This is a genomic window from Streptomyces sp. JHA26, assembly GCF_002005565.1.
Taxonomy (GTDB): domain Bacteria; phylum Actinomycetota; class Actinomycetes; order Streptomycetales; family Streptomycetaceae; genus Streptomyces.
Window position 1 is genome coordinate 1 of record NZ_BDJC01000008.1, and the last position, 17,665, is coordinate 17,665.

Sequence of the window (17,665 nt, forward strand, 5' to 3'; positions counted from 1 at the left end):
CGCCGCGGCGGCCGCCCGGGCGAGGACGCCGGCGAACCGGCGCCTGCTCCAGCCACCACCGCTCATGCGCGCTCCGTTCCGTCGCCCCGTCCCGTCCGCCCCGTGTCTACCAGTCGCCGTCCTGCACCGGTGCCCCCGGGGCGTCACCGAGGGGCTGGATCTGCTGCGGGGCGGGCTGCTGCCAGGGCTCGTGGTCGTCGCCGATCCAGTCCCCGACCGGCTTGACGTCCTGGAGCGGCTCGGCCGGCGCCAGATCCTGGGCGTCCTGGTCGTAGTAGTCGAACCACGGCAGACCCGCCCTGGTGTACGCGGCCCGGTCCACGGGGGACGGCGGTGGTGCCTCGCCGGTGATGCGCCGCCACTCGGGAGGCGTCACCAGGTGCACGAAGACCCGGCCCGCCGGCCGCTCGGCCCAGTCGGTCAAGGGCCGTTCGTCCTGGTAGACCTCCTGTCGCATGGAGCCGCCGACGCCCAGTCCCATGGCGGGCGCGGACCGCTGCGGGGCCCCGCCGGCGGGCGCCGGGGCCGCGCCCGGGGCGGGCGGCGCCGCCATCGGCATCGCGGTCCCGAAGGCGCTGCGCGGCCGGATCCCCCGGGCGCGCAGCGTCTCGGCCCGGCGCCGCTCCTCCTCGCGCCAGCGGGCCAGCTCCCGGTCGTTCAGGGGGAAGGCCTGCATCTGCACGCCGCCCCACACCTCCTCGCCGGTCACCTGGCCCTCGACGGTCGCACCCATGCCGAGCGGCACCGCCACGAACTGGCGGACCGTGCCCGCCCCCGAGTTGATGCCGTCCAGCCAGGGCTGCCGGGGGAGCACCACGTAGTTCTGCGGGTCGCGGGAGAGCCGGTCGCTCCACGGCCTGCCCGACACCGCGCACACCTTGCCCACCCCGACCTGGAGGGCCGCGGGCTCCGTGGTGCCGGCGAAACTCAGCCACATGGCCTCGCGCAGGTACACGGGCAGCATCACGCCGCCGCGCGCCCGCCACGCCTCGGGGACCGTGTCGGCGTAGTCGGCGACCCGGCGGACCGGGAACTCGCCGAGCCCCGGCGGCAGCGGATGCGTGCCCGTCTCGGGCAGCCGCAGGGTGCGGATGAACCGCACCGCCGCACCGCCCGGCAGCCGCAGCGTGTTCCCGTCGATCCGCACGCCGGTTCCCGTCATCCGTACGCCCCCTCTTCCCGTCGCCGGGCCTCCACCCGGCCGGCCGTGCCCGTCGGTGCCCGTCGGCGCGCGTCCGTTTCCGTCCGTGTCTTCAGTGAGAACGACGCCCGGCGGCACCCCGGTTCCGGCGCGGCCGTGTCACCTTGCGCACCCGGTCCCACATCCGCGTCAGCCGCGGGCGGCGTTCGCGCTGCTCACGCGTGTGGTGGTCCAGTTCCTCCAGCAGCCTGCGCGAGCGGTGCTCGGTGTCCATCTCGTCGATGATGCGGTTGACCTCGGTCAGCACCGCCCCCTGCAACTGCCACTGCCGGGCGTCGTGCTGGATCTCCTCCAGCAGCAACTGGGCGAGCTTGTCCCGGGTGACCGCGGCCTGCCGCAGCTCGGCGGTCAGCCGTTCCTCCGCCGACTCGGCGTTCTCGCTGACGCTGGTGGTGACCAGGACCGAGAAGCTGACCACGGCGTCGGCGATCTCGGACAGCAACTGCTGGATGGTCGCACCCGTCTCCGGGGGGAACAGGGGATCCGGCTCACGTTCCTTCGCGAGGTCGGTGAGGGTGCGCGCCAGGACCCGCAGCACCACCGTGCAGATCTCCAGGGTGTCCAGACCGGTGCGCAGCACCACGCGGTGCAGCAGCCCCTCCCGGACCCGCGGGTTGAGCCGCAGGCTGTCCTCGGCCTGTCTCAGGTCCTCGTCCACCTCGGCGATGTCGTGGTCGAGGCGGCGGGCCTCGTGCAGTCGGGCAGCCGCCTCGTGGAACGGCGTGCTGCCCGCGGCCTCCTCACCCATGCGCAGCATCAGCTGCCGCACCCGCCGGGCCAGCCCCTCGATCGACTCCCCGGCCTGCTCCACCCACACCGGAGGAGCGAAGAGCAGGTTGAAGACCAGTCCGACGATCGCCCCGATCAGCGTCTCCACCACCCGGGCCCAGGCCAGCGTCCCGTGCGAGGTCACCCCGAGCACCAGCATCGCGCTGATCGCCACCTCGGCCACGAACTCGTGCGCCCGCACCAGGTGCCCGACGCCCAGCGCCGCCACGATCACCAGCGCGAGGCTCCACCAGCTCAGTCCCACCACCGCGCTGAAGACGATGGCGACCAGGACACCGGCCACCACCGCGTTCACCCGTCGGACGCTCATCTTCAGCGTGGCGTACAGGGTGACCTGGACGACCAGCAGCGCGGTGAGGGGTGCGGTGAGCGGCGCCGCCGACTTGTCGGGGCTCAGCCGCACCGCGATGACATAGGCGATCGACGCCGCGGCGGCCGAGCGCAGCGCCTGCACGACCATCGGATCCCGGTGCCATCGGGCCAGGCGCTTCGCCTCTCGCGCGGCGGACGCCACGGTCTCACGTACATCCAGCATCCTCGGGCTGTTCCCCTTCCCCAGGCGCATCGAACGTATCCGGACAGACGGTAACCGGACGTAGGAGGCCAAAACCCCCCTCACGCGCCGGGCGCCGCCCGATGGGCCGAGGGTGGGTGGATCAACCGGTGATCTTGGCGAGGAAGGCCGACAGATTGCCCGTGGTGCGGGCGATCTGTTCCTCCAGGGTGAGGCTCTCCTCGAAGCGGGCGCCGGTCTCCGGCACCTTCTTGCCGCGCAGGTACAGGGAACAGGCGAGGTCGGTGCACATGTACAGGCCGACCGAGTTGCCCTCGCGTCCGGCCGGACCCGCCTTCCGCGCGGTCATCAGCGACACGCCGCCCCGGGGATGGGTGGTCAGGCACAGCGAGCACATGCTGCGGTGGAAGAAGCCGCGCTGGGCCGGCTGGAAGCGCAGTGCGACACCGACGAGGCGCCCGCCCTCCTCGGTGACCAGGTAGCTCCGGTCGGGCGCTCCGGGGTCCCGCCAGCCCAGGAAGTCGAGATCGTCCCACGGACGCTCGTCGAGGTCGCGGGGGACGGCCAGGCGTTTCGCCTCGCCCTTCGAGCAGTTGACGAAGGAGCCGCGGATGTCCCGCTCGGTGAGTGTTCTCATGGAAGGCCTCCGGATGTGACGGCGGTCGGTCGTGGGACCGTGAACCTAGGGGGTCTAGGGTTCTGCCTAGGGTAAGTAGCCACACGTCGGCCGGGCCAACGGATTTCGCGGCAGGCCTCCGGAACGCCGCTGGGCCGGCGCCCGGCGATCCCCTCCCCGTCCGGCGCGCGGCCCCCGGCGGACGAGCGCCGCGCCGAGGTTTCGCCGGTGACCGCGGAGGTACCCGGCGTGGCTCGTACGACCCGACGGAGACCACTGGGAGGGAGAGCGCCGTGACCGACCACCGCCTCGAAGGACCGGGGGAGAACGGTGCCCCCGTGCCGCGGGACCTGCCCGACCAGCAGGCCGGCACCGGCGAGGACCCCTGGGAGGCCGCGCCCTCCCGTGCGGAGCCGGAGACCGCCGACGACACCGAGGAGCAGGCCGACCGCGACGAACCGGCGGACCGGGGCGGCACCGACGTCCCCGACACGGACGAAGCCGGGACCGGCCGCCGGGGCGCACCGCGCTCCGGCAACGTGCACCCCGAGCACCCCGAACCCGACGAGTCCTCCGGCTGACGGCACGGGGCGCCGCGCGCACTCCGGCGCGGGACGGCCGGCCGAGACGGATCCGATCCGCCCGGCCGGCCGTCCCGCATCCGGCGCTCAGCCGACCTTGCGTCCCCGCAGCGGTTCCGTCGCCGCGCCCGCGCCCTCCCGGAAGCCCCGCAGGAACTCCTCCAGCACCTCCGTCGCCGTGCGCACCGGGCGCCAGCCGAGCTCCACGCGCGCCCGCGTGCAGTCCATCAGAGGGAGCCGCAGCACCGCGTCGAACAGGTGCGGGGACGCCGGCAGCAGGTGCAGCCCCCACGCGGCGGCGATCGCCGAACGGGCCGCCGTGCGGGGCAGCCGCACCGGCCGGGTCCCGGTCATCTCGCCCAGCAGCTCCGCGTCGACCGGCGGGTCGGTCGCCAGGTTGTACGGACCCCGGGCGTCCGGCGTACGCACCGCCAGCCGGTAGGCGTCCGCGGCGTCGTCGGTGTGCAGCACCTGCATCCGCAGCCCCGGGACGTCCGGCAGGAACGGCAGCCGCTCCGGACGGGCCAGCGCCCCGGGCAGGAACTTGCCGCCGAAGATCCGGCGCTGTTCGCTCGCCGACTCCCGCTTGAAGAGGAAGCCCGGCCGCATCCGGACCACCCGGACGTCCGGGTGGTCGCGTTCGAAGATGTCCAGGGACCGCTCCAGGTAGGCCTTCTCCCGGCAGTACGCCGCGTCCGGCCAGCCGTGCGTCGGCCATGACTCGTCCACGGCGCGGTCCTTCGGCCCCGGCGAGTACGCGCCGACCGACGAGGCGTGCACCAGCGTCGGCACCCTGGCCGCGGCCACCGCCTCGAAGACCCGCAGGGAGCCGAGGACGTTCGTGCGCCAGGTCGTCGCGGGATCGTGCGTCGGCTGGAACGCCCACGCCAGGTGGACCACCGCGTCGGCACCCGCGAAGAGACCGGCCGTGTCGGCCTGCTCGGAGGCCAGGTCGACCGCCGCCCACTCCGTCTTCGGGGGCGACCACGCGGGGATCCGCCGCGCCAGTCCCAGGACCGAACCGACCTCCGGATCCTCCGAGAGGAGTCTCACCACACTGGTGCCCACGTTGCCGGTCGCGCCCGTGACCACGATCCTGCTGCCCGTTGCGCTGCTCACCTTGCGCTCCTCCCGTCCGCCTGCCAGTTCGGAGGCCACGGGTACCCCGCCCTGCCGCGGGCAAAGAAGAGCCCCGACCGGACGGGGGGATCACGGTCGGGGCGGTCTGTGGCGGATACGGACGGCGGTCGCCTCTCGGCGAGGGGCTCCACAGGGCTTCAGCCGAACGATCGTCCCTGTGGGCGATAGGTGAGGCCCGGGGACACTGTCCCGTCCGTACCCACGCTCTCTTCAACGGCGGACATCCTCCCGGTGTTCCACCGTCTGTCATGTTCTGGGGTGATCCGCGTCACTGGTTCCCGAGCTCGGGACCGACCTCGGCCCACAGGTTCTCGGCCTGGAGCAGCAGCGCGCCCAGCACCGACGCCTGCGCGGCGCCCTGCCCGGCGTGCTTCCGCAGCCCGTCCTGCAACTGCCGGTGCAGCTCCTCCATCGTCTCCTCCGTCGCCTCGGCCGATTCCTCCTGCCCGGCCGCGCCCTTCGGGTCCTGCACGTCCTGCGTGTCCCGGGGGTGGGGGTCCGCCGCCCCGCCCACCATGCGGCCGGCCTGCGCGTGGCAGGAGTCGCCGATCAGCTTCAGCAGACGCGCGTACAGGTCGAGCACCGGGCCCTCGGGCATGGCGGGTGTGCGGTTCTCGTCGGCCGCCACCGCCAGCGCCCGGGTGAGCGCCGTGATGTTCCCGGTGACCCGGGTCCACCGCTGGTCCTCCTCCTCGGGCGGGGCCGGAGGGGGCGCCCGGTGCAGTGCGCGCAGCGGGCCGTAGGTCAGCCGCAGGCTCTCCTGGCTCCAGGACCGCGCCGACGTCAGCGCCTGCACGCGCCGCTGCAGCCGCGTGGACTCGCTCGACCAGCCGGCCGCGGTCTGCGCGTCCCACTCGTTCTCCCGCAGGTCGGCCGCGACGGTGTGCAGGACGTCGCCCGCGTCCCGGGCCAGCGCCGCGAGGTTCTCGTGGACGTCCCGCAGGTGGATCGGCGGCAGCACGAACGCGTTCACCGCGATGCCGATGACCGCGCCGAGCGCCGCCTGCCCCACCCGGTGCCCGACCGCGGCCGCGGAGACCGGTGTCCCCGCGGCCAGGACGAACACCGCCGTGGTGGCCGCGTAGACGCCCTGCTGGCCGAAGCGCGGCCAGTTCGCGAGCAGCATCAGCAACGGCAGGGACAGCGCCAGCGCCCCGGTGGTGTCGTCGGTGATCACCTGGGCCGCGGAGGCCACCAGCGACCCGAGGCAGATCGCCCCGAACTGCTGACCGCCCTGGCGTACGGAGCTGTAGACGGTGGCCTGGACGAGGACCACCGCCACCCAGGGGGCCATCAGGGCCATCGGATCGCCGAGCCAGACGCCCGCCACGGCCCAGGCGAGCAGAGCCGCGCCCGCGGCCTTCAGCGACTGGACGACCAGGTCGCGTTCCCGGCCCGGCCCCTGCCAGGCGGCCCGGACGGCCTGCCCGACGGCACCGGCCTCCCGCCGTGCCCAGTCCACCGGCCGTGCTCCGCGCAGCGCCCGCGTCAGGACGTTCCACCACCGCCGGCGCCCCGTCCCGGCACCCCAGCCGTCGTTCCCGGCCGCTCGCCGGGTGTCGTGCTCCACGTCCGTCATACGCGTCGTGCGGGGCCGAACGTCCTCATGACCGGGCGGCTCATGCCAGCGGGCTGTTCGCGAGCGAGGCCAGCAGGTCGGCCGGGTCCGCGTACACCGCGTCGGCGCCCGCCTCCTCCAGGTCGGCCCGCGGCAGGCCCCCGCACAGCACGCCCACGCACCGCACCCCGGCGCGGCTGCCGGCGCGCATGTCCCAGACCGTGTCGCCGACGAACACGGCCCGCTCGGCCGGCACCCCGGCGAGTTCCAGGGCGTGCTCCACCGGCTCCGGCGCGGGCTTGCCCGCGTCGACGTCGTCGGCGCTCGCGGTGGCGGAGATCACGTCGTCGGCGTCGATCGCCCGCCGCAGCGCGCCCAGCTCGGCGCCGCCCGCCGAGGTGGCGAGGACGACCTTCCAGCCGTCGCCGGCCAGGCGCCGCAGCAGCTCCCCCGCCTCCGGCAGCGCCGGCAGCCGGTCGAAGTACTGCCCGTAGAGCGCCTTGTGGGCGGCGCTCAGCTGCGCGTCCTGGTCCTTGTCCCGGTCCTCGCCCAGCAGGTGGCCGATCAGGTCGGTGGAGGCCAGACCCACCGCACGGTGGACGGCGTGCATAGGCACCCGGTGGCCCGCCTGCCGGAACGCCTCCCACCAGGTGACCACGTGCAGATGATTGGTGTCGACGAGGGTTCCGTCGACGTCGAACACGGCCGCCCGTTCCATGCACCGTTCCTTCCTTCGCGCTGTGTCGGCCCGGCGGGTACCACGTCAGCCGCCCGCCACTCCGGCCGGTACCCGGCCCCGACGGGTCCAAGGCCGACGACGCGTCGAGCGACCGGACGGTCCCGCCTCCTCCGGCACCTGCGGGGCCCCGCGGGGCCGAGGCCGTACGACGGCCCCGGCGGTTTGTCCGCGCGGACCCCGGGTACTGCGATGCCCCGTCACACCGTCCGCGCCCCCGAGGAGGCCCGCCGTGCCCAGTCCCACGCCGACCGACACCAAGGTGGCCGTCGTCACCGGTTCCGACTCGGGGATCGGCCGCGCCACCGCCGTACGCCTGGCCGAGGCGGGCATGGACATCGGCATCACCTGGCACACCGACGAGGAGGGCGCCGAGCGGACCGCCGAGGAGGTCCGCGCCCTCGGACGCCGCGCCGAGGTCGCCCACGTGGACCTGACCCGGCTGCCCGGGGCCGCCGAGACGGTGGACGCGCTGTGCGAACGGCTCGGCCGGATCGACGTCCTGGTCAACAACGCCGGCACCGGCACCGCCACGCCCTTCCTCGACCTCGGCCTCGACGACCTGCGCCACGTCCTGGACGTCGACCTGGCCGGGCCCTTCCTGTGCGGGCAGAACACGGCCCGGCGCATGATCCGCCAGGGCGACGGCGGCCGGATCGTCAACGTGACGTCCGTGCACGAGCACCAGCCGCGGGTGGGCGCCGCGCCGTACTGCGCGGCCAAGGGCGGCCTCGGCCTGCTCACCCAGGTCATGGCGATCGAGCTGGCCGAACACGGCATCACCGTGAACTCCGTGGCCCCGGGCGAGATCGCCACCCCGATGACCGGCCAGGAGGACACCGACCCGCACACCGAGCACCGCCCCGGCGTGCCGCTCGGCCGTCCCGGCGACGCCCGCGAGGTCGCCGCCGTCATCGCCTTCCTCGCCGGGCCCGAGGCCTCGTACGTCACCGGCGCGTCCTGGAGCGTGGACGGCGGCATGCTCCGCATGGGACCGATGGCCGGATCGCACCTGACGGGCGACGACTGGCGGCGCCCCTGATCGGGCCCTCGCGGATCCGGCCACGAGGCCGCTCCCGGGGTTTGCGGCCTACCCTCGAGTCATGACCGAAATCGCGAGCCCGCACATCGGCAGTCCGCGGATCCTCGTGCTCGGGGTGCAGCCGGGCACGCCGCCGTTCCGGATCGTGGAGATCGACGGTCAGGTGGTCGGAGAGGCGACGACCGTCGTCGACGTCCTGGAGGCCGCCGCCGCCTTCGGCATCAAGGTCCACGACCTCGACGACCCCGACGTGGTCCGCTGGGTGGGCGGGGACAAGTTCACCTGGACGCCGCGCACCCAGGTGTAGTGGTCACGAGCACACCTGGCGGCCCGAGCCGGGGATTCCGTCGTCGCCGACCGGTGCCCGGCGGGCCGCGCCGGCGGGCCGGGCGCGCACGGCCGCGTCCCGGCCGCGGGGCGAGGCCGACGGCACCCGCGGGCGGATCCGGTTCTCCCGCACGCCGGGCGTAGGCGTCCGGCGGTGGACGTGGCCGCCCGTCCGGGCCGTCGGCCGGGAGTCCGGTGCAGCCCGGTCGCTGCCGGGCCCCGCGCAGCGGCCGGGAGCAGCGGGGGTCCGCGTACGGACCCCCCGTCCCCGGCGTCGCGTCAGCCGACCGTCCACTTCTGGTTGGCGCCTCCCGTGCAGGTCCAGATCTGCAGCCGGGTGCCGTTGGCCGAGTTGTTGCCGGCGACGTCGAGGCACTTGTCGGCCTGCGGATTGACGATGTCGTGCGCGGCGGTGACGACCCAGCGCTGGGCGGCGGTGCCGTTGCAGTCCCACAGCTGGACGACGGTGCCGTCCGCGGTGCCGCCGCCGTTGACGTCCAGGCACTTGCCGAGCGCCCGGATCGTGCCGTCGGAGCCGACCGTCCACCGCTGGGCGGCGGTGCCGTTGCAGTCGTAGAGCTGCACCGGGGTGCCGTTGGCGGTGTTCGCGGCGGCGACGTCCACGCACTTGCCGGCCAGGCCCCGGATCGCGCCGCCGTTCGCCGAGTCGCTCGTCGTCACCGACACGTGGTCCACCACCAGCGTCTGCGGGAAGGTCGTGGAACCGTCCGGGTCGCCCGGCCAGTAGCCGCCGACCGCCAGGTTCAGGATCAGGAAGAACGGCTTGTTGAACACCCACTGCCTGCCGCCCAGATCGGCCGGGGTGCGCCGCTGGTAGACGTTGCCGTCCACCGACCAGGTGATGGAGTCGGGCGCCCAGTCGACGGCGAAGGTGTGGAAGGCGTCCGCGAAGGCCTGGCCGCCCGGCAGGGTGTAGCCGGCGCCGATGCCGCCGGAGCCGGAGTAGCCGGGGCCGTGGATCGTGCCGTGGACGGTGGAGGGCTCGAAGCCGACGTTCTCCATGATGTCGATCTCGCCCGAGTCCGGCCAGTTGACCGGTGTGCCCAGCATCCAGAACGCCGGCCACATGCCCTGCCCGCGCGGGATCTTCATCCGCGCCTCGACGTGCCCGTACTGCGCGCTGAACTTCCCGGAGGTGTTGAGCCGGGCCGAGGTGTACTGGCAGGTGCCGTACCAGCACTGGTAGTTGGCCGGGTTCTCGCGACGGGCCGTGATGACCAGGTGACCCTGGCCGTCCAGGGCCGCGTTCTTGTTGCCGGACGTGTAGTACTGCCGTTCGTGGTTGTTGACGTTGTCGCCGGTCTCGATCTGCCACTTCGAGGAGTCGACGGCCGCACCGGCCGGACCGTCGAAGGTGTCGGAGAACGTCACGGCGGCGGCCGCGGTGGTGGTGCCGGCGGCCCCGGCGGCTTCGGGATCGGCCTGGGCGGGACCGGCCACGAGCGAGGCGGCCAGTCCGGCGGACAGGGCGGCGGCGAGGAGACATCTACGGAGCAACAGTGGGCGGGCCACGGCTCTCCCTTCGTGCGGCGTCCCGTGGCGGGAGCGCCGGCAGAGGTGGGGGGTAAGGGTGTCGCCTCTTGATTTAAGGAGTGAGATAAGAGCCCGTCAATACTTTGGTACGGACCACTTGGCCTCGTCTCGGGCAGGAGCCCGGCCCCGCTCAGTCCCGGGGCCGGCGCGCGTGCACCGCGCGGCTGGTCCGCCGACCCAGGAGCAGGTAACCGACCAGCGCGCCCGCGCTGTTGAGGATGACGTCGTCGATGTCGAAGGCCCGCCCGGTGACCAGGGCGCCCTGCGCGAACTCCACCAGCAGCATCACCACGGCGGTCAGCAGCAGCACCCGCAGCACCCCGCGCGTGCGCGGCGCGACCACCGGGGCCAGGACGCCGAAGGGGACGCCCAGCAGCAGGTTGCCGCCGACCTGTTTCACGGCGTCGCGCAGCGCGGGCTGGTCCAGGTAGGCCCGCAGGGAGCGGCCGGGACGCATGTTGGTGTGCGTCAGCGCCTCCGAGGCGGGGGAGGGGTGCAGGGTCAGCCGGGCCAGTACGGCCGCGAACGCCACCATGAACACGAACGCGCACGCCATCGCCAGCAGGCGCAGCGGGAGGGCGAGCGGGTGCCGTTCGCGCCGGTCGGCGTCCCGCACCTTGGCGGCGCGGGGGCGCCACGGGGAACTCGGTCGTGGGACGGCGCGAGCCATGCGGTCCTCCAGTCGTCGACTTCCCCGCGTGCCGGTGCGGTTACCCGCGAAGCCGCCGGGGATGCGGGGCCTTCCCCGGTCCGGGTCCCGCGGTTCAGGAGCCGTAGGTCACCCGTACCTCCTCGAAGCCGAGGGAGTGCAGCAGGCCCTGGAGCATCGCCGTGGTGTTGCCCTCGGCCCGCGTGGTCAGCCCGCTCTCCTTCGCGGCGTCGCCGATGTGCCGGGCGGCGAGTTTCTGCACGGCCTGCTCGCCGTTGGGGTTGTCCGAGAACAGGTCGCCGAGCCGGTCGAGGAGGCCCCGTTGCTTGGAGACGGCGTACGAGTGCTCCGGGTCGAGGGCCGGTTCGCCCAGCGCGGCGTGCGGCAGCCGCAGCGTGGCCGACGTGCGGTCGTCGTTCACCGTCACGTCGTCCTCGCCCACCTCGCCGAGGTCGACGTAGGCGTCGACGGTCCCGGCGCCGACGTACAGGGTGCGGGTGCCGCGGATCGCGTCGGGCAGGAACCTGGCGTCCTTCTCCAGGTCCACGACGACCTGGAAGGAGCCGGAGGCGGCCTGGTAACGGCTGAGGTCCTGGACGGACTTCAGCAGCGCGGGCCCGGAACGGTCGTGGGTCTCGGAGCCGAACAGGTCCTTCAGGCCCGGCAGGACGCTCAGCCGCAGTCCCGCGAAGAGGACGACGAGCACCAGCACGATCACGCTCAGCGCCTTGGCCCAGCCCGGTATCCGTCCGGGGCGGTGCCTGATGGGAGTCGTCATGGCGACGGCCCTCCTTCCTGCTGTCCGCATGCCCCTCATCCCCCTTGCCAGACACGGAAGTCGGTGATCAGGCGGGAGCGCGGAGGCGGGTGGGGGCGCGGGGCGGTGGTCGGTGCGGTGGCTTCAGCGACCGGTTCCGCGACGGTCGGGAGGATCACACCCCCCTCCCCGCGCGTGAGCCCGGGCAGGCGCAGTTCGGCCTGCCGCACACGCCGGGCCGGGGTCGTCCCCGAGTGCCGCCAGGATGTCCGTGTCCACCTCGGCGGTACGGGCGGCGGGCCAGTGGGTCCGTCGGGCGACAGGGCCGCACGCGGGCACCGGCCCGGTCGATCGTGTCGACGAGGACGAGCGCGGGCAGCCGCAGCCACAGCCGCCGCAGGGTGCGCATCAGCGCCCGCGTCCGCGCCTGGGCGCCCTCCACGGCGGACAGCAGCGGCACCGTGCCGTCCAGGACCTCCACGACCGCGGAGCGGAGGGCGATGCCGCGCCGGCGCTCGATCCCGCCGTCGTCCGTACGGGTGTCCCCGGCGGCGACAGGGAACACGGACGGCGTCATCGTGACGCCTTCCCCCGGGCCCGCCGCAACCGGATTTCCGTAAGCTGAGGTCCCGGCCGGACAGGATCACGCGAGGAGCGGTCCGTGCGAGACATCGCCGTGTTCAGCGGTAGTGCCCACCCCGAGCTGGCCGAGGAGGTCTGTGCCCACCTGGGCGTGCCCCTCAGCCCCGTCCGGGTCAGCCGGTTCGCCAACGACTGCCTGGAGGTGCAGCTTCGGGCCAACTGCCGGGAGCGGGACGTCTTCCTGGTCCAGTCGCTGGTCAAGCCGGTGCAGGAGCACCTGGTCGAGCTGCTGCTGATGTGCGACGCGGCCCGCGGGGCGTCGGCCGGGCGCATCACCGTCGTCCTGCCGCACTACTCCTACGCCCGCTCGGACAAGAAGGACGCACCGCGCATCTCGCTCGGCGGGCGCCTGGTCGCCGACCTGCTGGTGGCGGCGGGCGCCGGCCGGGTCCTCGCCATGACCCTGCACTCGCCCCAGGTGCACGGCTTCTTCCCGGTCCCGGTCGACCACCTGCACGCGCTGCGCGAACTGGCCGCGCACTTCCGGCAGTACGACCTGTCCCGGACCACGGTGGTCTCGCCGGACCTCGGCAACGCCAAGGAGGCCGCCGCGTTCGCCCGGCTGCTCGGCGCCCGGGTGGCGGCGGGCGCCAAGCAGCGGTTCGCCGACGACCGGGTCAGCATCAGCGCCGTGATCGGGGACGTCGCCGGGCGCGACGTCATCGTGCTCGACGACGAGATCGCGGGCGGCAGCACCGTGCTGGAACTCCTGGACCGGCTGCGGGAACAGGGCCCGCGCACGGTCCGGCTCGCCTGCACGCACGGGCTGTTCGCGGCCGGTGCGCTCGGCCGGCTCAGCGAGCAGCCCGACGTGCTGGAGATCGTGTGCACCAACACCGTGCCGGTGCCGGCCGACGGCCACACGGAGAAGCTGCGGGTCCTGTCCGTCGCCCCCGCGCTCGCCGAGGCCGTGCGCCGCATCCACAACGGCGAGTCGGTCAGCGCCCTGTTCGACGCCCCTGCCGCGGCGGACTGACGCCGAGCACCTCCGTCAGGGTCGGCCGCGGGGGCAGCAGCCGCGCGAGTCCGGTGATCCGCAGCATGCGCAGCGTCAGCGGATGGACGCACACCAGGTGCACCTGGCCGCCCCCGTCGAGCACCCGGCGCCGGGCCCGGTACAGCAGCCGCAGCCCCGAACAGTCGAAGAACTCGACCCCGCCGAGGTCGAGCACGATCCGGGCACCGGGACGCCCCGTCTCCCGGTCCAGGTGCGGGACGATCTCGTCGGCCGACGCGATGTCGATCTCGCCGAGGAACTCCAGCACCGTGTGCCCCCGGTCACGGCGGACGCGCAGATGCCTGGTGAGCGACGCGGATTCCTGTCGCACGACGACAACGCCTCCAGCCTGCTCCGGGGGCCCAACTGCCCAACCTCACACGCAAGTTACCCCGAACGAGCGAGATTGAGCATGTTCGATCGACATATGTCATCGAATTCTTACGGCGCGGTCCGTCAGTCGACCACGAGGACCAGCTTCCCCGTCGTGCGGCCCGTCTCACCGAGCTCGTGGGCCTTCGCCGCCTCGGCCAGCGGGAACGTCTTCTCGATCGTGGCCCGCAGCCTGCCCGACTCGACCAGGCCGGCGATCTCCCGCATGTCGGCCCGGTCCGCGTCGACCAGCATCCGCACCGCCCGCACGCCGAGCCGCTCCGCCTCCTCGAAGAACTCGTCCGAACCGACCGGCAGGATCGACACCACGATCCCGCCCGGCCGCAGCACGCGCAGGGACCGCAGCGAGGTCTCACCGCCGAGCGTGTCCAGGACGACGTCGACGTCCTTCACGGCCTCGGTGACGTCCGTCTCCCGGTAGTCCACCGTCTCGTCCACGCCGAGGGAGCGCAGGAACTCGTGCTTGCCCGCGCTCGCCGTGCCGATCACGTAGGCGCCCCGGGCCTTGGCGATCTGCACCGCCACGTGCCCCACACCGCCCGCGGCGGCGTGGATCAGCACCCGCTGCCCCTCCCGCAGGTCCGCCCGCTCCACCAGGGCCTGCCACGCCGTCAGCGACACCAGCGGGAGCGCGCCGGCCTGGACGTGGTCGATCCCGGCGGGCTTGTGGGTGAAAGCGCGGGCCGGGGCCGTGACGTACTCGGCGTGGGAGCCGTGGCCGAACGGGTAGGACAGCATGCCGAAGACCTCGTCGCCCGGCCGGAACGCGGCGACGCCGATCCCCACCGCCTCCACCACGCCCGAGACGTCCCAGCCCAGGACGAAGGGCGGCTCGCCGAGGAAGCCGCCGTTCGCCCGGTGCTTCCAGTCGGTCGGGTTCACTCCGGCGGCACGCACCCGTACCAGCACCTCGTTCGGGCGCGGCTCGGGCCGTTCCAGCCGTACTTCACGCAGTACCTCGGGACCGCCGAGGGTGTCCTGGCTGATGGCTCGCATCGTGTTCACATCGCTCATGGTGACCCAGCCTGCCGTCCTCCGCCCCTCAGGGAAATGGCATGATTGCCATGCTCCGATAGAATCGTGCCATGCAGCATGCGAAGCGCCCCGCGGGGCGGACGGAACGGGTCGTGGTACTGGCCCTCGACGGCGCCTATCCCTTCGAGCTGGGCATTCCCAGCCGGATCCTCGGTGCCGCCGACGGCCGGTACGAGGTGATCACCTGCACCGCCGACGGCCGGCCGGTGCGCACCGACGCGGACTTCACCGTCACCGCCGACCACGGACCCGAGGCGCTGGACTCGGCCGACACGGTGGTCGTCCCCGCCGTCTCGCCCTCCCTGGTCACCGACGAACCGGCCCCCGAGGTCACGGCCGCCCTCGCGCGCGTCCGCCCCGACGCCCGCATCGTGTCCATCTGCACCGGCGCCTTCGTCCTGGCCGCCGCCGGGCTCCTCGACGGCCGCCGGGCGACCACCCACTGGCAGCTCGCCGACCGGTTCCGGCGCATGTTCCCGCACATCCCCCTCGACCCGGACGTCCTCTTCGTGGCCGACGGCCGCATCATCACCTCGGCGGGCGCGGCCTCCGGCGTCGACGTCTGCCTCCACCTCGTGCGCGAGGACCACGGCAGCGAACTGGCCAACAAGGTCGCCCGCCGCTGCGTGGTGCCGCCCTTCCGGGACGGCGGACAGGCGCAGTACATCGAGCAGCCGGTGCCCGAACAGGGCGCCGCGAGCACGGCGGCGACCCGGGCCTGGGCCTTGGACCACCTCGACGAACCCCTGACGCTGGCCCGCCTCGCCGCGCACGCCCGGATGAGCCTGCGCACCTTCGCCCGCCGCTTCCACGACGAGGTGGGCATGAGTCCCGGCCGCTGGCTGACCCAGCAGCGCATCGCCCGGGCCCGGCACCTGCTGGAGGCCAGCGACCTTCCGGTCGACCGGATCGCCGGCCAGGTCGGCTTCGCCACGGGCGCCTCGCTGCGCCAGCACCTGCACGCGTCGATCGGCGTCTCGCCCCAGGTGTACCGCCGGACGTTCCAGTCGGCGCGCTGAGCGGGCTCTCGGCGGGCCGTCGTCCCGCCATGGCCGGTGAGGGACGGTCAGGAGGCCCTGCGCGCAACGTCGTCGGCCGGTGACCGACTGAATCCGCCGGGCCGGGATATGCGCAAGGCAGAGGGCCGCGGGGTCCGACGCCCCGTGCCCGGAATTCCTCGGAGGAGACATGGCACTGGTCAACGCGGGCGTCGTGGTGCTCGACTGCGCCGAACCCGAGAAGCTCGCCGAGTTCTACAAGGGTCTGCTGGGCGCGGAGGAGACCGACGTGTCCGCCAACCGCATCGAGATCGAGGGCCCCACGGGCTTCCGCATGGCGTTCCGGCGGGACGTCAACGCGACCCCGCCGAGCTGGCCCCGTCCCGAGAACTCCCTCCAGGCCCACCTGGACTTCGTGGTGGAGGACCTGGACGCGGCCGAGCGCGGGGTCGTGGGGCTCGGCGGGCGTCCGCTGGAGGCGAAGGACGCGGCGGGCCCGCACGAGGAGCGCGGCTTCTCCGACCCGGCGGGCCACTCCTTCACCCTGCGCCGCAGCACGCCGCCGACGGCACCCAAGCAGGGCTGAGGCCCCACGGCCCGGGTGCCGTCGGCGGCGTGCGTGCGTGCGGCCGGGCGGCCGGACTCCGGTCCGGCCGCCCCGTCCGCTCAGGCCCGTCCGCTCGGTCCCGTCCGGTCAGTCCCGTCCGCCCTTGTCGCCGCCCGGCCAGACCCCGGTCGACCGCTCGATCGCCTTGGCGCCCGTCCGGTCCACGGCGCTGCGCACCGCGGCGAAGATGGCGCCCTGGACCGCCGCGGCCAGGAGGATCTCGCCCCAGCCGCGGTCCCGGTCCAGGGCGTCGGGCGCGTCGTCCTCGTGCCGGATCAGCTTCCACGTCTTCTGGAAGGCCGCCCCGGCCAGCGCACCACCCGCCCAGCCCAGGACGAAGCCGACGGGCTTGTACGCGAGGGGGAGCTTCTGCTTCTTCTTCTTGCCCACGTGGGTCTCCTTCGGGTTCGGTCGGTGATGTCGGGGCGTGACGCGTACGGCCGCGGGATCAGGGCCTGCCGGCCGCCGGTACCTCCTCGCCGGCGGGCACCGGACCGGGCGGGGTGCCGTCGCCGAACGGGCGTCCGCCCAGCTCCTGCCGGTGGTGCGGCGTGAGCCATCCGGACAGGTCCGGGCCCAGCGGCACGATGCCGGTCGGGTTGATGCCGGTGTGGACCTGGTGGTAGTGGCGCTTGATGTGGTCGAAGTCGACGGTGTCGCCGAAGCCGGGCGTCTGGAACAGGTCGCGGACGTAGGCCCACAGCACCGGATTCTCCGCCAGTTTCCAGCGGTTGCACTTGAAGTGGCCGTGGTAGACGGCGTCGAAACGCACCAGCGTGGTGAACAGCCGGATGTCCGCCTCCGTGATCGTGTCCCCGACCAGGTAGCGCTGCCGTTCCAGCCGGGACGCCAGCTGCTCCAGGCGGCGGAACACGTCCGAGCAGGCGGCCTCGTACTCCTCCTGCCCGGTGGCGAAGCCCGCCCGGTACACGCCGTTGTTGACGTCGTGGTAGACGCCGGCCATCACCTCGTCGATCTCGTCCCGCAGGGCGTGCGGATACAGGTCGGGCGCACCGGGCCGGTGCAGGGACGTCCACTCGGTCGCGAGATCCAGGGTGATCTGCTGGTAGTCGTTGGTCACCAGCCTCCCGCTGGGCACGTCCACGACCGCCGGGACGCTCACCCCACCCGGATAGCCGGTCTCCCGCTCGTCGTAGGCCTCGCTGAGGAAGCGGATGCCGAGGACCGGGTCACGGCCGTCCGGGTCCAGGGTGAACCGCCAGCTGCGGTCGTCCTGGATCGGGTCGGCGACCGCCAGGGACAGGGCGTCCTCCAGGCCGAGCAGCCGCCGGGAGACCAGGGCCCGGCTCGCCCACGGACAGGCGCGGCTGACCACCAGTCGGTAACGTCCGGCCGCCACCGGCCAGCCGTCGCGGCCGTCCGCGGTGATCCGGTCGGCGAAGTGGCTCCTGGACCGCTTGAACGCCTTCCGGCCGTAGCCGCTGTTGCCGGACGTCCCGTCGTCGCCGCTCATGGGACGAACCTCCCTGTCGTCGGTGGGTCCTGGTAACGCGTTCCCCGTTTTCGGC

20 protein-coding genes are annotated in these 17,665 nt (G+C 73.6%); 6 read left to right on the plus strand and 14 right to left on the minus strand.

Features of this window, described 5'->3' with window-relative positions; translation table 11 throughout:
- Positions 1-106: 106 nt before the first annotated feature.
- From JHAT_RS06960 to JHAT_RS06970, 3 genes are all read right to left on the minus strand, one after another.
- Positions 107-1,162 (minus strand): hypothetical protein, encoded by a 1,056-nt coding sequence (locus JHAT_RS06960; protein WP_077797152.1) that lies wholly within the window; start codon positions 1,160-1,162, stop codon positions 107-109.
- A 91-nt stretch (positions 1,163-1,253) separates the two neighbouring features.
- Positions 1,254-2,525 carry an aromatic acid exporter family protein gene (locus JHAT_RS06965; protein WP_077797153.1) on the minus strand — a complete coding sequence of 424 codons (1,272 nt, stop codon included), beginning with the start codon at positions 2,523-2,525 and terminating at the stop codon, positions 1,254-1,256.
- A gap of 121 nt (positions 2,526-2,646) precedes the next feature.
- Positions 2,647-3,141, minus strand: a complete 495-nt coding sequence (locus tag JHAT_RS06970) for an FBP domain-containing protein (protein WP_077797154.1) — start codon at positions 3,139-3,141, stop codon at positions 2,647-2,649.
- 272 nt (positions 3,142-3,413) lie between these two features.
- Between JHAT_RS06970 and JHAT_RS06975 the strand changes: the two genes are divergently transcribed.
- The gene (locus JHAT_RS06975) at positions 3,414-3,701 is read left to right on the plus strand and encodes a hypothetical protein (protein WP_077797155.1); all 288 of its coding nucleotides are present in this window, start codon (positions 3,414-3,416) and stop codon (positions 3,699-3,701) included.
- 87 nt (positions 3,702-3,788) lie between these two features.
- Here JHAT_RS06975 and JHAT_RS06980 read toward each other — a convergent pair whose 3' ends face one another.
- The 3 genes from JHAT_RS06980 to JHAT_RS06990 form a co-directional block, all read right to left on the minus strand.
- Entirely contained in the window at positions 3,789-4,820 is a 1,032-nt protein-coding gene (locus JHAT_RS06980; protein ID WP_077797279.1) for an SDR family oxidoreductase, read from the minus strand.
- 289 nt (positions 4,821-5,109) lie between these two features.
- Positions 5,110-6,420, minus strand: a complete 1,311-nt coding sequence (locus JHAT_RS06985; protein ID WP_077797156.1) for an aromatic acid exporter family protein — start codon at positions 6,418-6,420, stop codon at positions 5,110-5,112.
- A 40-nt stretch (positions 6,421-6,460) separates the two neighbouring features.
- Positions 6,461-7,117 (minus strand): HAD family hydrolase, encoded by a 657-nt coding sequence (locus tag JHAT_RS06990; protein WP_077797157.1) that lies wholly within the window; start codon positions 7,115-7,117, stop codon positions 6,461-6,463.
- A 250-nt stretch (positions 7,118-7,367) separates the two neighbouring features.
- Between JHAT_RS06990 and JHAT_RS06995 the strand changes: the two genes are divergently transcribed.
- Both JHAT_RS06995 and JHAT_RS07000 read left to right on the plus strand, forming a co-directional pair.
- Complete coding sequence (locus JHAT_RS06995) at positions 7,368-8,177, plus strand: SDR family oxidoreductase (RefSeq protein ID WP_077797158.1); 810 nt, start codon at positions 7,368-7,370, stop codon at positions 8,175-8,177.
- 61 nt (positions 8,178-8,238) lie between these two features.
- Positions 8,239-8,484, plus strand: a complete 246-nt coding sequence (locus JHAT_RS07000) for a hypothetical protein (RefSeq protein ID WP_077797159.1) — start codon at positions 8,239-8,241, stop codon at positions 8,482-8,484.
- Between the two features lie 299 nt (positions 8,485-8,783).
- Here JHAT_RS07000 and JHAT_RS07005 read toward each other — a convergent pair whose 3' ends face one another.
- The 4 genes from JHAT_RS07005 to JHAT_RS07020 all read right to left on the minus strand — a co-directional run bounded on the left by JHAT_RS07005 (position 8,784) and on the right by JHAT_RS07020 (position 12,029).
- Positions 8,784-10,037, minus strand: a complete 1,254-nt coding sequence (locus tag JHAT_RS07005; protein ID WP_077797160.1) for a glycoside hydrolase family 16 protein — start codon at positions 10,035-10,037, stop codon at positions 8,784-8,786.
- Between the two features lie 151 nt (positions 10,038-10,188).
- On the minus strand, positions 10,189-10,728 hold the full coding sequence (locus JHAT_RS07010) for a VanZ family protein (RefSeq protein WP_077797161.1): 540 nt from the start codon (positions 10,726-10,728) through the stop codon (positions 10,189-10,191).
- A gap of 94 nt (positions 10,729-10,822) precedes the next feature.
- Positions 10,823-11,485 carry a DUF4230 domain-containing protein gene (locus JHAT_RS07015; protein ID WP_077797162.1) on the minus strand — a complete coding sequence of 221 codons (663 nt, stop codon included), beginning with the start codon at positions 11,483-11,485 and terminating at the stop codon, positions 10,823-10,825.
- 154 nt (positions 11,486-11,639) lie between these two features.
- Positions 11,640-12,029 (minus strand): hypothetical protein, encoded by a 390-nt coding sequence (locus JHAT_RS07020; protein WP_375603550.1) that lies wholly within the window; start codon positions 12,027-12,029, stop codon positions 11,640-11,642.
- A 96-nt stretch (positions 12,030-12,125) separates the two neighbouring features.
- On the opposite strand from JHAT_RS07020, the gene JHAT_RS07025 reads away from it, so the two are divergent.
- A complete protein-coding gene (locus tag JHAT_RS07025; RefSeq protein WP_077797163.1) occupies positions 12,126-13,082 on the plus strand; it encodes a ribose-phosphate pyrophosphokinase in 957 nt (318 codons plus the stop codon).
- Here the strand turns inward: JHAT_RS07025 and JHAT_RS07030 are convergent.
- Both JHAT_RS07030 and JHAT_RS07035 read right to left on the minus strand, forming a co-directional pair.
- A complete protein-coding gene (locus JHAT_RS07030) occupies positions 13,045-13,434 on the minus strand; it encodes an anti-sigma factor antagonist (RefSeq protein ID WP_077797164.1) in 390 nt (129 codons plus the stop codon). The two genes, JHAT_RS07025 and JHAT_RS07030, sit on opposite strands and share 38 nt — an antisense overlap.
- 125 nt (positions 13,435-13,559) lie before the next feature.
- The gene (locus tag JHAT_RS07035; RefSeq protein WP_171990783.1) at positions 13,560-14,510 is read right to left on the minus strand and encodes an NADP-dependent oxidoreductase; all 951 of its coding nucleotides are present in this window, start codon (positions 14,508-14,510) and stop codon (positions 13,560-13,562) included.
- 71 nt (positions 14,511-14,581) lie between these two features.
- Here JHAT_RS07035 and JHAT_RS07040 point away from each other — a divergent pair, with 71 nt between their 5' ends.
- Entirely contained in the window at positions 14,582-15,550 is a 969-nt protein-coding gene (locus tag JHAT_RS07040; protein ID WP_077797166.1) for a GlxA family transcriptional regulator, read from the plus strand.
- Between the two features lie 169 nt (positions 15,551-15,719).
- On the plus strand, positions 15,720-16,115 hold the full coding sequence (locus JHAT_RS07045; RefSeq protein ID WP_077797167.1) for a VOC family protein: 396 nt from the start codon (positions 15,720-15,722) through the stop codon (positions 16,113-16,115).
- A gap of 108 nt (positions 16,116-16,223) precedes the next feature.
- Here JHAT_RS07045 and JHAT_RS07050 read toward each other — a convergent pair whose 3' ends face one another.
- Together JHAT_RS07050 and JHAT_RS07055 are read right to left on the minus strand one after the other, a co-directional pair.
- Positions 16,224-16,526, minus strand: a complete 303-nt coding sequence (locus JHAT_RS07050; protein ID WP_077797168.1) for a DUF4235 domain-containing protein — start codon at positions 16,524-16,526, stop codon at positions 16,224-16,226.
- Positions 16,527-16,584: 58 nt separating this feature from the next.
- Complete coding sequence (locus tag JHAT_RS07055) at positions 16,585-17,610, minus strand: glutathione S-transferase family protein (RefSeq protein ID WP_077797169.1); 1,026 nt, start codon at positions 17,608-17,610, stop codon at positions 16,585-16,587.
- Positions 17,611-17,665: the final 55 nt, after the last annotated feature.